This window comes from Streptomyces sp. SD15, from assembly GCF_054462255.1.
Genome location: NZ_JBTLMO010000043.1, coordinates 62994 through 75428, shown reverse-complemented (window position 1 = coordinate 75428; position 12435 = coordinate 62994). Strand labels below are relative to the sequence as shown.

Annotated in this window: 11 protein-coding genes and 1 pseudogene; 9 read left to right on the top strand and 3 right to left on the bottom strand. The window is 69.2% G+C overall.

Features of this window, described 5'->3' with window-relative positions:
• Nucleotides 1-235: 235 nt before the first annotated feature.
• The gene (locus ACX28W_RS32945) at nt 236-904 is read left to right on the top strand and encodes a hypothetical protein (RefSeq protein WP_459003665.1); all 669 of its coding nucleotides are present in this window, start codon (nt 236-238) and stop codon (nt 902-904) included.
• A gap of 175 nt (nt 905-1079) precedes the next feature.
• Here the strand turns inward: ACX28W_RS32945 and ACX28W_RS32940 are convergent, their stop codons facing one another.
• Both ACX28W_RS32940 and ACX28W_RS32935 read right to left on the bottom strand, forming a co-directional pair.
• Nucleotides 1080-1340: a DUF397 domain-containing protein gene (locus tag ACX28W_RS32940; RefSeq protein ID WP_459003663.1), complete on the bottom strand. Its 261-nt coding sequence runs from the start codon at nt 1338-1340 to the stop codon at nt 1080-1082.
• The gene (locus ACX28W_RS32935) at nt 1337-2200 is read right to left on the bottom strand and encodes a helix-turn-helix domain-containing protein (protein WP_459003661.1); all 864 of its coding nucleotides are present in this window, start codon (nt 2198-2200) and stop codon (nt 1337-1339) included. The genes ACX28W_RS32940 and ACX28W_RS32935 overlap by 4 nt, the downstream gene beginning before the upstream one ends.
• 133 nt (nt 2201-2333) lie before the next feature.
• Here ACX28W_RS32935 and ACX28W_RS32930 point away from each other — a divergent pair, with 133 nt between their 5' ends.
• The 4 genes and pseudogenes from ACX28W_RS32930 to ACX28W_RS32915 all read left to right on the top strand — a co-directional run.
• Complete coding sequence (locus ACX28W_RS32930; protein WP_459003660.1) at nt 2334-2762, top strand: ATP-binding protein; 429 nt, start codon at nt 2334-2336, stop codon at nt 2760-2762.
• Between the two features lie 474 nt (nt 2763-3236).
• The gene (locus ACX28W_RS32925) at nt 3237-6038 is read left to right on the top strand and encodes a YfhO family protein (RefSeq protein ID WP_459003666.1); all 2802 of its coding nucleotides are present in this window, start codon (nt 3237-3239) and stop codon (nt 6036-6038) included.
• A 20-nt stretch (nt 6039-6058) separates the two neighbouring features.
• On the top strand, nt 6059-7036 hold the full coding sequence (locus ACX28W_RS32920; protein ID WP_459003658.1) for a glycosyltransferase family 2 protein: 978 nt from the start codon (nt 6059-6061) through the stop codon (nt 7034-7036).
• Nucleotides 7036-7413: pseudogene (locus ACX28W_RS32915) on the top strand (GtrA family protein); the annotation flags it as partial. The gene ACX28W_RS32920 and the pseudogene ACX28W_RS32915, both read left to right, overlap by 1 nt.
• A 31-nt stretch (nt 7414-7444) precedes the next feature.
• On the opposite strand, the gene ACX28W_RS32910 reads toward ACX28W_RS32915, so the two are convergent.
• Nucleotides 7445-8566, bottom strand: coding sequence for a pyridoxal-phosphate-dependent aminotransferase family protein (locus tag ACX28W_RS32910; protein ID WP_459003656.1), 1122 nt, complete (start codon nt 8564-8566; stop codon nt 7445-7447).
• A gap of 211 nt (nt 8567-8777) precedes the next feature.
• Between ACX28W_RS32910 and ACX28W_RS32905 the strand changes: the two genes are divergently transcribed.
• Genes ACX28W_RS32905 through ACX28W_RS32890 form a run of 4 tightly spaced genes read left to right on the top strand, consistent with a single transcriptional unit; the run spans nt 8778 to nt 12411 of the window.
• The gene (locus ACX28W_RS32905) at nt 8778-9620 is read left to right on the top strand and encodes a basic amino acid ABC transporter substrate-binding protein (RefSeq protein WP_459003655.1); all 843 of its coding nucleotides are present in this window, start codon (nt 8778-8780) and stop codon (nt 9618-9620) included.
• Nucleotides 9617-10450, top strand: coding sequence for an amino acid ABC transporter permease (locus ACX28W_RS32900; RefSeq protein ID WP_459003653.1), 834 nt, complete (start codon nt 9617-9619; stop codon nt 10448-10450). The genes ACX28W_RS32905 and ACX28W_RS32900 overlap by 4 nt, the downstream gene beginning before the upstream one ends.
• Nucleotides 10447-11268, top strand: a complete 822-nt coding sequence (locus ACX28W_RS32895; protein ID WP_459003651.1) for an amino acid ABC transporter ATP-binding protein — start codon at nt 10447-10449, stop codon at nt 11266-11268. The genes ACX28W_RS32900 and ACX28W_RS32895 overlap by 4 nt, the downstream gene beginning before the upstream one ends.
• Nucleotides 11269-11310: 42 nt before the next feature.
• Complete coding sequence (locus ACX28W_RS32890; protein ID WP_459003649.1) at nt 11311-12411, top strand: amidohydrolase family protein; 1101 nt, start codon at nt 11311-11313, stop codon at nt 12409-12411.
• Nucleotides 12412-12435: the final 24 nt, after the last annotated feature.

Below are 12435 nucleotides of genomic sequence, written 5' to 3'. Positions count from 1 at the left end.
CAACCCCGGCTCCTACCCAGCCTTCACGCCCCCGACGAAGACCCACGAGGACAGCGTCCCGCCAGGCAGCGCAGGGGGATCAAGACGTCGTTTCTAATGGCTGCGTGTCGATGGCGGCCGGTGACTGTCATCCCGCGCCCGAGGCATAGCGGCAGTGCGATGAAACCGATGAAAGCGAGTCTTCGTGGCCAGGTATCCAGTAACTGTTTGTCTGCCGCCTCTTGAGCCCGGAGCGGTGCGGCAGGCGATCGCAGAGGCCATCGCCTTCTTCGACTACAACGGCGAAGGGGAGGAGCTGCAGCCCGAGTGGGACTCCTGGTCCCTGGGCGCGGCGGGCTCGGAATTCTGGATCAAAGCCGGGTGCGAAGCCGATCCCCGTCTGGTCCGGGAATACGAGCCAACGCGCGAGGGGTCTACCCACAGTGTTCCGCCGGACCGCTGCACCGGCGGCCCCGTAGGGTTGCTGGACATCGAGGGGCAGAGGTCCCGGGCTGTTGCGGAAGCAGGCGCGCTGTGGTGTGAATGGGAGGAGTTCTCTGCGGGTTTTCCTCCTGCTCGCAGTCTGGACGACCTGATAGCCGAGGAACCGGAGGCCTCGGACCGCCGTCCCGGACTTGCGTGGCACCGCTACAGTGTCCAGCCCCTGATGCGAGCGGTGCTGGCCGACCCCGGTCTGCACCGTCGCTTCGGGGAGCGAGCGGTGGGGGACTTCGGCGTCGGACACGAACGATTCCTGCGCCGCAAGGCCGACGAGAGCCTCGTCCGTGACGGCCTCGTGACCCTCGAGGGCCAGTGGATCTCCTGGGGTTCCCTACCGCACGACGAGTACGTCGGGGTCTTCAACGGATACATCGGCGAACTGTCTCCAGACGTAGTGCTGGTGAACATCACCTGTCACGGGTGACCCACGCACTTGACTGGTCGACCGACGCATTCCGAGCCCGTAGGACATCGTGGATGCCGAGCGTCACGAGGCCCGTCCCCCACGACCGCGGTCTGCTGTATCCAAGAAACGGACACAGCGATCCGGGATGCGTTATTTGCCGGCGATCCGTCGGGCCCATACGGGCGGGCCCAGGTCACTGCGTCGGGGGCATGGTGGTCAACTCGCCTGAGAGGAAGGCCGACCAGGTGTCGGGGGTGAGGGTGAGGTGCGGGCCGGTGGGGTTCTTGGAGTCGCGGATGTGGATGGTGTGGGGGCAGGTGGCCACCTCGACGCATTCGCCGCCCTCGCCACTGCTGTAGCTGGACTTGCGCCAGGTGTACGCGACTTCGAGGCATTGACCGCCTTCACCGCTGCTGTAGCTCGACTTGAACCAGCTCAACTTCTCTATGGTCATCGCTCTTCCAGCATCTTCTCGATCAGGTCCAGGGACTCGTACGGGTTGAGCGCCTGCGCCCGGATGATCCCATAACGGGCGGCGAGGATGCGGACTTCTTCGCGGTCGGTGATCAAGCGCGGGTACCCCTGCGACTCCATGTATGCCACCTGTTCCTTCCCCTTTGGAGTCAGCAGGGTGAACGAACTGTCCAGGCAAGGGTGTTCGGCTCGCCCAGTCGGCATTACCTGAGCCTGCACGTTTCGCATTCGGCCGATGCGCAGCAACTGTCGCAACTGTCCCGCGTGCACCTCGGGTCCGCCGATCGGCCGCTCCAGCGCGGCCTGCTCCATGACGAAGCTGAACTCCGGCAGCGGCCACCGCTCGAAGATCTGCTGCCGCGAGAGCCGGTCCGCGACCCGCGTTTCGATGGTTGCCTCGTCCAGCGGCGGGTACCGCTGCGTGAACACGGCCCGTGAGTAGTCCTCGGTCTGCAGTAGTCCGAGGATGCCCATGGTGCTGTAGTCGTAGAGGGAAACCGCCTCCGCCTCCAACCCCGCATAACTCCGATACCACTCCGGATGCCGCGTCCTCGCCTTCTTCATCGCCTCCTTGACCTCGGGGATCACTGCCTTCAACATTCCCCCGGCGTCCAGCAGTTCGTCGGCCTTCTCCAGCACCTCGGGTCGAGGCACCCGTACTCCTCGCTCCATCGCCGAGATCGCGTCGGGCCCGTAGCCGACCATCGTCCCGAAGTCCTTCTGTGTCAGCCCCGCCCGCTCCCGCAGCAGCCTGAGCATCTTGCCGATCGCGGTGAACAACCCGGTGGTTCCCTCGGCCTCGGCCGGAGTCTCCGGCCTGCGCTCCCGGTCATCCGTCATGTACCCGCACCGCCCTCACCTCGTCGTGGTCACGGCCGACAACGCGACACGTCGCCCACCGCACCCGTACGACTACCCAGAGTCGCGCTGTCACGCCTGGTCAGCGTAGAGCGAGACGGCCACGCTGAGTGACATGAATCCGGAAACACCCACCGTCATCGGTGAATTCGCCCAGCTCCTCAGTTCCACCCGCACCGGTGCCCGGCTCGCCCGCAGGCTCACCGCCCAGCAGCTCCACGACTGGGGCTTTCCCCACAGCGGCGAGCTGAACGACGCGGCTGCCCAGGTCGTCGCCGAGCTGGCCGCGAACGCGGTGACGCACGGGCGCGTGCCCGGACGGAGCTTCCTGCTGAGACTCGTACGGGAGAGTGCGACGCTGCGCATCGAGGTGACCGACGCGTGTGGTGAACGGCGCCCGGAGATCCGGCAGCTCGAACCGGAAGGGGAGTCCGGGCGGGGGCTGCGACTTGTCGAGGCGCTCGCCACCGACTGGGGCGTCACCGACCGTGCGCTCGGGAAGACCGTGTGGGCGGAGTTGCGTACGCAGGGGCAGAGGGGTTGATCCGGGCAGGGCATTCGCAGGCGATCGAGTTCATCCTCAATTCGCTTGGCGGACATCTATTAACTCCCCAGTGATAACCGTCTGATTCGAACTGCCCGCGTGCGCAATCGGAATTGATGCCCGCACTTCCGGCTGCGGCACAACCATCCGGAGGACGTCCCCATCTAAGACGGCGAATCGATGACCCGCGGGGAGTGTTCCCCCGGACGGGGGGCCATGCGGCCCGCAATTCTCTGGAGGCCAGCCGAAAATGGTTTGTTCGGTCATGTGCACGGCCGGTTCCCTCCGTGGAAGTGGTATTACTCACGGAAACGCGTGGCGCCGATCGGACAGGGACAAGGTGTGAAACCCGTCAACTATCCCGAGCCGAAGACCGGAGCCGCCCACGGCTCCGACCGGCTGCCCGTTCCCGCGCCGCACGGGCCTGCCGATCCGCCGTCCGGCCGGGCGCACGACCGCTGGAAGCGGCTCCTGTTGTCGCGCCCGACCGGACCCGGGCGGACCGCCGCCCTGCTCGCGGCGGTCATCACCGTCACCGTGTTCTGCGCTGCCGACGCCATCGCCCGCAGCTACCCGTTCGGCCCCCGCACCCGGAGCGTCAACGACCTGGGCAACCAGTACGTGCCGTTCCACGCCCACCTGTGGGACCTGCTGCACGGAAGGGCCGACGGCGGTCTCCTCGTCAACTGGCAGTCCGGGTACGGCTCCAGCTTCCTCCCCGACCTCGGTACGTACCTCGGCAGCCCGTTCGCCCTGCTCGTGGCGGTGTTCCCGCGGGACGAGATCGACCTCGCGGTGTATGTGATCACCGTGCTGAAGGTGGCGTCGGCCGCGGCCGCCATGGCCTGGCTGCTGCTCAGGATGCGCCCCGGCCGCTGGTGGGCGGCGGGACTGCTGGGCGCGTCGTACGCCCTGTGCGGCTGGACCGTGGCGTCCGCCGTGTACAACACGATGTGGCTCGACGGCCTCGTCGCCCTGCCGCTGCTGTGCCTGGTCGGCGAATGGACGCTGAACGACCGGCGCCGGGTCCTCGGTGTGCTGGTCGTGGCGGTCGCCTGGATCGCCAACTTCTACACGGCGTACATGGCCACCCTGGCCGCCGGTCTGGTGTTCCTGCTGCGGTTGTGGCTCGCGGGCCTCCCGCGCCGGCGGAGCCTCGCGGCGGCGGGCCGGGCGGGCGTGACCGTCGCACTCGGCGTGGGCCTGGCCGCGCCGCTGGTGACGGTCGTGTACTTCGGCACCACCCACGCCTACCCCGGCAGAGTCAGGCAGTTCGTGCCGGTGCCGACGGAGGACCTGCTGGCCCGGCTGCTGCCGACGACGTACACCTTCGGTTCGCCGGCCGTGTACGTGGGCACCACGGCGCTGCTGCTCGCCCTCGCCCTGCCCTTCCACCGGGCGGCCCCCCGACGGGTGCGCACGGGGTGGACGCTGCTGGTGGCCGGAGTGGCACTGTCGCTGCAGTGGGGCCCTACCCACCTGCTCTGGCACGCCTTCGCCACCCCGCAGGGAAGTCCGTACCGCCAGACCTTCGTGCTCTGCGCGCTGCTGGTGATCGCCGCGTGGCACGCGCTCTCCTACGGCCTGCCCGGCCGGCGCGCGCTGTGCGCGGCGGGGGCGCTGCTCGCACTGATCATCACCATCGCGAGCGGAAGCGCTCTGACGGACCGCCCCTTCACCCTGCCGCTCGCGGTGCTCGCCGCCGTGGGTGCGCTGGGCGGGCTGGCTCTGCTCGCCCGCCAGGACAGCGGGCCTAGGTCCTGTCGTCACATTCCCGCCTGCCTCGCGACGCCATGCACGCACTCTCGCCGCACCGGGCACAGACCCACGTACAACCAGTACGAGGGTCTGTGCCCGGCACGCCGAGAGCACGCACCTACGGCAAACATCAGCCGCTCCGCGGCGGGCGCGAGGCCCGCCCTCCGGGCGGACGACGGGAATGTGACGACAGGACCTAGAGCCGGCGGCCGACGCCGCGCCGTACTGGCCGGGCTGGCCGTGACGCTCCTCGTCGGTACGCAGCTCGGCGAGGCCACCGCCACCTCCGCCGTGGCCACCCGGCTGCGACACGCACACATGGACGACTACGCGCCCTGGGGAGCGCGACAGGAGCGGCAGGCGGACGCGATCGCGGAGGCCGACGGCTGGCCCCGGTACCGCACCGAGCCCGGCCGGGAGCAGACCGTGGGCAACGACCCGCTGATGGTGGGCGGCCAGGGTGCCCAGTACTACAGCAGCCTCACCTCCGACGTGCTCAGCCGCACGCTCGCCGCCCTCGGGGACGGCTGGACCTCGCGGGGCCGCAACCTGCAGAGCCTGGACAACGCCGTCACGGACGTGATCTTCTCCGTCGGCGCCCGGGTGCACTCCCCGCCGGACCCGCACCAGCAGTGGTTTCCGCAGGACGGCGGCACGGTGAGGGTGTCCCGGCGGGATGTGCCGCCCCTGGTCACGGTACGGCCGGCCGGCGACCCGAGCGTCTCCGACTTCGGACCGTCGCCGTACCGCAATCAGGAACTGCTGCTGGGCACCCGTGTCTACACCGTGCCCCGCCTCACGATCCGCACCACCTCCGGGAAGCGGCCGCACCGGAGCGACGACGACCGGCCGGGCGTGCGCATCGGCGTACCTCGTACAGCTGCGGGCAAGCCGACGATCACGGCCGACTGCCCGACCGGCAGCGAGGTGTATCTGTGGGCGCCGCACTTCTCGGGCACCGCGCAGCTCACCGGTGCGGCTGCCGGTGGCCTGACCGGGCGGTTCAGGTCCGACCACCCCGTCACCAAGATCGCAGCGATGCAGCGGCTCGGCAGCGTTCCGGCTTCCGGACGCCTGCGGATCGAGCTGTCCCCGGACCGGCCGGGCGTCGTCCCGGACGGTGCCGTCGGCTGCCTGGACACCGCGCGCCTGCACACCGCGGCCGAACGGCTCAAGGCCACCGGCGCCTCCGATGTGACCGTCTCCGACGGCACGATCCGCGCCGAACTCCCGGCCGGGAGCAAGGGAACCGCCGTCGTGGCGGCCCCCCGGATCGCCGGTTGGCGCTGCGCGGCGGGCGACGGTCCCGCCGTACCCGCCCAGCAGTACTACGGCCTGATCGCCGTCCCGCTGGACAGCTCCTCGACCAGCGTCACCTGCACCTTCCACCCACCCGGTCTGCGACTGGGTACGACCGTCGCAGCCGCGTCGGTGCTGACCCTGATCCTGCTCGGCACCGTCACCGCCGTCCGCCGTCGACGCACCCGACCACGCGAGCGCATGACCGACGCTCTCTGACCGAACCCAGGGGGAAAACCATGCTCATATCGATCGTCGCACCCTGCTACGACGAACAAGACGTCATAAGCCGATTCCACGACGAGGTCCAGAAGGTCGCGGAGGAACTCCTGCCGCTCGGCCACGACATGGAGTTCGTGTACGTCGACGACGGCAGCCGCGACCGGACCCTCGCCGCCCTGGAGCGGCTGGCCGAACTCGACTCGCGCGTGCGGTACGTCTCCTTCAGCCGCAACTTCGGCAAGGAAGCAGCGCTGCTCGCCGGTCTGCGCCATGCCTCGGGAGACTCCGTGGTCGTCATGGACGCGGACCTCCAGCACCCGCCCGAACTGATCAAGCGCATGGTGGACCTGCGCGGACAGGGCTACGACCAGGTCATCGCCAGGCGCAACAGGAGTGGCGAGGGGATCACCCGCGCTGTCACCGCCCGCCTGTACTACCGGCTCGTCAACCGTCTCGTGGACGTCGAACTCGTGGACGGTGTCGGCGACTTCCGTCTCCTCTCCCGGCGCGTGGTGGACGCGATCCTGGACCTCACCGAGTACAACCGCTTCTCCAAGGGCCTGTTCGCATGGGTGGGCTTCCCCAGCACGACCTTCGAGTACGAGAACGCCGTACGCGCCCACGGCCGCAGCTCGTGGAGCTTCCGCAGCCTGCTCAACTACGGGCTCGACGGACTGCTCTCCTTCAACAACAGGCCGCTGCGCGCCGCCGTCTACCTCGGCATGGGGCTGCTGCTGTGCACGGGGTTGTACACGGCGTGGATCGTGGTCGCCGCGCTCGTCAACGGCGTGGAGACCCCCGGCTATGTCACGATCATCACCGCCGTCACCGCTGCCGCCGCCATGCAAATGATCATGCTCGGAATCATCGGGGAGTACACGGGCCGGATCTACTACGAGGTCAAGGGCCGCCCGCACTTCCTGGTGAAAGCGACCAACGTGGAACGAACGCAGGACCGCACACCGTGCGGCACGAGCAAGGACCTCATTCCCTGATGCGAACCGCACCCGCACGCCCGATATCGGGCCAGATCCTCGCCTTCTCCTTGGTCGGCGTGGTCAACACTCTGACGTACTACGGTCTTTACCTGTTGCTCCTGCTCCGTTGGCCGTATCTCGCCGCACATATTCTCGCGTTCGTCCTCAGCATGACCGGGTCCTTTTTCCTGAACGCGCGGTACACCTACCGGACGCGGCCGACCTGGCGGAAATTCCTGTTGTTCCCCCTGACGAATGTGACCAACTTCCTGGTCACGACGGCAGGCGTCTACGTGGTCGCCGGCGTTCTGCACGCCGGGGACCGATTCGCTCCGCTGTTCGCGTCCGTGGCGGCGATCCCGGTGACCTTCGTGGTCTCCCGCACGATCATGCTCGCCAAAGATCCGTCCCTTGAAGATCCGTCCCTTACAGCCACGCCCCCGCAACCGCCCGCCGAGCCCCCTCCAGGTCCACCGTCACCCCGAACTCGCCCAGCGCCGCCCCCAGCGCACCCAGGCAGGACTGCACCACACCGCGCGTCGCGTCGGGCCCGTAGTGGTTGACCCGGACCATCTCCTTGGCGAGGGCGCCCCCGCCCGCGACGAGCGGCAGCACCGGATCCGAGGCGAGCGCCTTGGCGACCAGCTCCGCCGCGTCGACCCCGGCCGGCGTCCGCAGCGTCGTGGCGACGGGCGCCGCGTCCGAGGCCTCGTACACATACGGCTCCAGGCCGCCGCCCAGCGCGAGTGCACCCGCCCGGGTGGCCGCCGCGGCCGAGGCGTGCCGGGCCATCACGGCGTCCAGCCCTTCCCCCTCGATTCGCTCCACACACGCCTCCAACGCCAGCATCTCCAGCTGCGCCGGAGCGTGCAGCAGCGTCTTGCGGCCGCCGTCGACCCACCGCTGCTTCCAGTCGAGCAGGGAGAGGTACGACCTCCGGGGCGCCGTCGGGTTCGCCGCCATCCGCGCCCACGCCCGCTCGCTCACCGACACGGCCGACACACCGGCCGGCCCGCCCATCGCCTTCTGTGCCCCGATCACGCACAGGTCGACAGCCCACGCGTCCGGCAGCACCGGCTCCGCGCCGATCGAGGCGACGGCGTCCAGGTAGAACAGCGCGCCGTGCTCGCGCACCACCTCGCCGATCTCCGCGACGGGGTTCGTGTTCCCCGTCGCCGCCTCGGCGTGCACCAGCGAGACGAAGTCGATCTCCGGGTGCTCGGCGAAGGCCTCCCGGATCTGCGCGGCCGTGACCGCCGTGTGGAACGGCACCGCCAGGTCGATCACCGTCGCCCCGCAGTCCCGCAGCCAGTCCCCGAAGGTCTGCCCGTACGGCCCGGTGATCACGTTGAGCGCGGTGGTGCCGGGTCCCGCCGTGCCGCGGATGGCGCCCTCCAGCGGCAGCAGCGCCTCGCCCTGCATGATCACGACGTCCTGCTCGGTGGAGAGCAGCCGTGCCACCCGGTCCTCGATCGACGCGAAGTGCGCGGCGCTCAGCGGGGCCAGGTCCAGGAAGGGGTGGGTCACGGCGGTGCTCTCTTCGCTCATGGGTTCCAATGCGCCTCCGAGCGTATCCGGAGGCCTTCGCACCGGAGGGCAAGGGCGCCGCGGGAGCCGGGACACCCCCTGGCTCATATGGCTGAGCACCCCGTGCGGCATGACTTCTGAGGCCGTCCGGCCCAGCAGCCATCGGATTGATTTGAGCTACTCAAACCTTTCCTTATAATCGGAACCCTCAGTTCCCTCACAGGAGGTCTCCGTGAACTCGGTCCTCGGACGCCGGACCCGCATTCTGGCCGCCACCACCGCGACGGCCGGGCTGCTGCTCGTGGCCGGCTGCTCCTCGGACGACGGCGGCGGCGCGGCCACCGCCGACGGGGTTCCCGTGGTCAAGGCGGGTCAGCTCACGACCTGCACCCACCTCCCGTACCCGCCCTTCCAGTCGGAGATCGACGGCAAGGTGCAGGGCTTCGACGTCTCGCTGATCGACCTGGTCGCCAAGGACCTGGGCGTGAAGCAGGAGTTCGTCGACACGCCCTTCGAGAACTTCAAGACCGGCGCGTTCCTCAACTCCGGCCAGTGTGACCTCGCCGCCGCCGGCATGACGATCACCGAGGAGCGCAAGAAGAACGTCGACTTCTCCGACCCGTACTTCGACGCGACGCAGGCCGTCCTCGTCGACAAGGACAGCGGCATCACGTCCTTCGCGGACCTCAAGGGCAAGAAGGTCGGCGCCCAGGCGCAGACCACCGGCGAGGAGTACGCGACGAGCAAGGGTCTCGACCCCGTCTCCTTCGAGTCCTCCGACGCGGTCCTCAACGGTCTGCGCACCGGGCAGGTCCAGGCCGTCGTCATCGACTACCCGGTGGTCCAGGGCTGGCTGAAGGACAAGGCCAACGCCGACGCCCTCGAGGTCGCCGACAACATCAACACCGGTGAGCAGTACGGCTTCTCGGTGAAGAAGGGCAACACCGAGCTCGTCGAAGCCATCAACAAGGCGATCGCGGACGCGAAGGCCGACGGCACGTACAAGAAGCTGTACGAGAAGTGGATCGGCCCGTACGACGAGTCCGCGGCCTCCGCCTCCCCGTCCGCCTCATGAGCGATGCCGACGCACCAGTCCAGCCCCGTAAGTCCGGCCTGACCCGGCGCCAGAAGCGCGCGCTGTCGCGCGGCGCGCAGTACGTCGTCTTCGTCGCGGCCGTGATCGCCTTCGCGGTCACGGCCGACTGGGGACGGCTGAAGAACCAGTTCGCGCAGTGGGACCTGGTCCAGCAGATGTTCCCGGACGTCATCACGCTGGCGCTGAAGAACACCGTGCTCTACACGATGTCCGGCTTCGTCTTCGGCCTCGTGCTCGGCATGGTCATCGCCCTGATGCGACTGTCTCCGGTGGGTCCGTACCGCTGGTTGGCCGGCATCTACATCGAGATCTTCCGGGGCTTGCCCGCCCTGCTGATCTTCGTGTTCGTGGGTGTCGCCGTGCCGTTGGCGTTCCCGGGTACGGAGATCCCCGGCGGTACGTACGGCAAGGTGGCGCTCGCGCTCGGCCTGGTGTCGGCGGCGTACATGGCGGAGACGATCCGCGCGGGCATCCAGGCGGTGCCCAAGGGACAGATGGAGGCGGCTCGATCGCTGGGCTTCTCGCACGCGCGGGCCATGGTCTCGATCATCATCCCGCAGGCGTTCCGCATCGTGATCCCGCCGCTCACCAACGAACTCGTGCTCCTCTTCAAGGACTCCTCGCTGGTGCTGTTCCTCGGGGTCACCCTGGAGGAGCGGGAACTCACCAAGTTCGGGCGCGACCTGGCGAGCCAGACCGCCAACTCCACGCCGATCCTGGTCGCGGGTCTGTGCTATCTGCTGGTGACGGTGCCGCTCGGGTTCGTCGTGCGCCGCCTGGAGGCCAAGGCCGGGGAGGCCACCAAGTGAGCAGTACTCCAGAGATCCAGGTCCGGGACCTGCACAAGTTCTTCGGCGACAACGAGGTACTGCGCGGCATCGACCTGGAGGTCGGTACCGGCGAGGTCGTGTGCGTGATCGGCCCTTCGGGGTCCGGCAAGTCGACTCTGCTCCGCTGCGTGAACCTCCTGGAGGAGCCCACCAAGGGGCAGGTCTTCGTCGGCGGTACGGAGGTCACGCACGAGGACGTCGACATCGACGCCGTACGCCGCCGTATCGGCATGGTCTTCCAGCAGTTCAACCTCTTCCCGCACCTGTCGGTGACCGAGAACCTCGCGCTGCCGCAGCGGCGGGTGCTGAGGCGGGACAAGGCGGAGGCGTCCCGGATCGCCGCCGAGAACCTGCGGCGCGTGGGACTGTCCGAGAAGGCGGACGCGTACCCCTCCTCGCTCTCCGGCGGCCAGCAGCAGCGGGTCGCGATCGCTCGCGCGCTGGCCATGGGCCCCGAGGTGATGCTCTTCGACGAGCCGACCTCGGCGCTCGACCCCGAGCTCGTGGGCGACGTACTCGCCGTCATGCGCATGCTCGCGAACGAGGGCATGACGATGATGGTCGTCACCCACGAGATGACCTTCGCGCGCGAGGTCGCCGACCGGGTCGTCTTCATGGACGGCGGCGTGATCGTCGAGGACGGCACCCCCGCGCAGGTCATCGGCAACCCGAGCCACGAGCGCACCCGCCACTTCCTCTCCCGGCTCCTCGACCCCGCCATGGCGGACGTGGAGGAGGAGACGTCGGACCAGGTGGGCAAGGGAGACCAGCGCCCGCATGAAGAGTCCGGTGCATGAGCGATTTCAAGTGCGGTGCGCAAGCGATTTAAAGTGCGGTGCATGAGCGATCGCGCGGTGCTGCACGTGAAGGGGCGGGTGCTCGTCGGGCCGGACGAGGACGAGGGTGTCCGCGACGAGCTGTGGGTCGTCGGCGGCCGGATCTCCTACGAGCGCCCCGCCGGCGCCCGTGACATCCGGACCGTCGAGGGCTGGGCGCTGCCCGGCCTCGTCGACGCCCACTGCCATGTCGGGCTCGACACCCACGGCCCCGTCTCCGAGGACGTCTCGGAGAAGCAGGCGCTGACCGACCGCGACGCGGGCACCCTCCTCATCCGGGACGCGGGCTCGCCCTCCGACACTCGCTGGATCGACGACCGCGCCGACCTCCCGAAGATCATCCGGGCGGGCCGCCACATCGCCCGCACCCGCCGCTACATCCGTAACTACGCGCACGAGATCGAGCCGGAGGACCTGGTCGCGTACGTCGCCCAGGAGGCCCGGCGCGGCGACGGCTGGGTGAAACTGGTGGGCGACTGGATCGACCGCGACACCGGCGATCTCAGCGCCTGCTGGCCCAGGGAAGCCGTGGGAGCGGCGATCGCCGAGGCCCACCGGCTGGGCGCGCGGGTGACCGCGCACTGTTTCGCCGAGGATTCGCTCCGTGACCTGGTCGAGGCGGGCATCGACTGCGTCGAGCATGCGACCGGCCTCACCGAGGAGACGATCCCGTTGTTCGCCTCCCACGGTGTCGCGATCGTCCCCACGCTCGTCAACATCGCCACCTTCCCGCAGCTCGCCGACGGGGGAGAGGGCAAGTTCCCGCGCTGGTCCGCGCACATGCGGGCCCTGCACGCACGCCGCTACGACACCGTGCGCGCCGCCTACGACGCGGGGATCCCGGTCTACGTCGGTACGGACGCGGGCGGCTCGCTCGCCCACGGCCTGGTCGCCGGCGAGGTCGCCGAACTGGTGACCGCGGGCATCCCGCCGGTCGAGGCGTTGTCCGCGACGACCTGGGGCGCCCGGCGGTGGCTGGGGCGGCCGGGGCTCGACGAGGGGGCACCGGCGGACCTCGTCGTCTACGAGGGGGATCCGCGTGCGGACGTACGGGTGCTGGCGGCTCCGCGTCGGGTGGTGCTGAACGGGCGGGTGGTCGGGTGACGGTCGGGAACATCGGACCCGTCC

Excerpts from the sequence above, each read along its gene's own strand:
- ACX28W_RS32940 (WP_459003663.1), bottom strand. The coding sequence starts at position 1,340 with ATGACCATAGAGAAGTTGAGCTGGTTCAAGTCGAGCTACAGCAGCGGT.
- ACX28W_RS32910 (WP_459003656.1), bottom strand. The coding sequence starts at position 8,566 with ATGAGCGAAGAGAGCACCGCCGTGACCCACCCCTTCCTGGACCTGGCC.
- ACX28W_RS32935 (WP_459003661.1), bottom strand. The coding sequence starts at position 2,200 with ATGACGGATGACCGGGAGCGCAGGCCGGAGACTCCGGCCGAGGCCGAG.
- ACX28W_RS32890 (WP_459003649.1), top strand. The coding sequence starts at position 11,311 with ATGAGCGATCGCGCGGTGCTGCACGTGAAGGGGCGGGTGCTCGTCGGG.
- ACX28W_RS32900 (WP_459003653.1), top strand. The coding sequence starts at position 9,617 with ATGAGCGATGCCGACGCACCAGTCCAGCCCCGTAAGTCCGGCCTGACC.
- ACX28W_RS32920 (WP_459003658.1), top strand. The coding sequence starts at position 6,059 with ATGCTCATATCGATCGTCGCACCCTGCTACGACGAACAAGACGTCATA.
- ACX28W_RS32930 (WP_459003660.1), top strand. The coding sequence starts at position 2,334 with ATGAATCCGGAAACACCCACCGTCATCGGTGAATTCGCCCAGCTCCTC.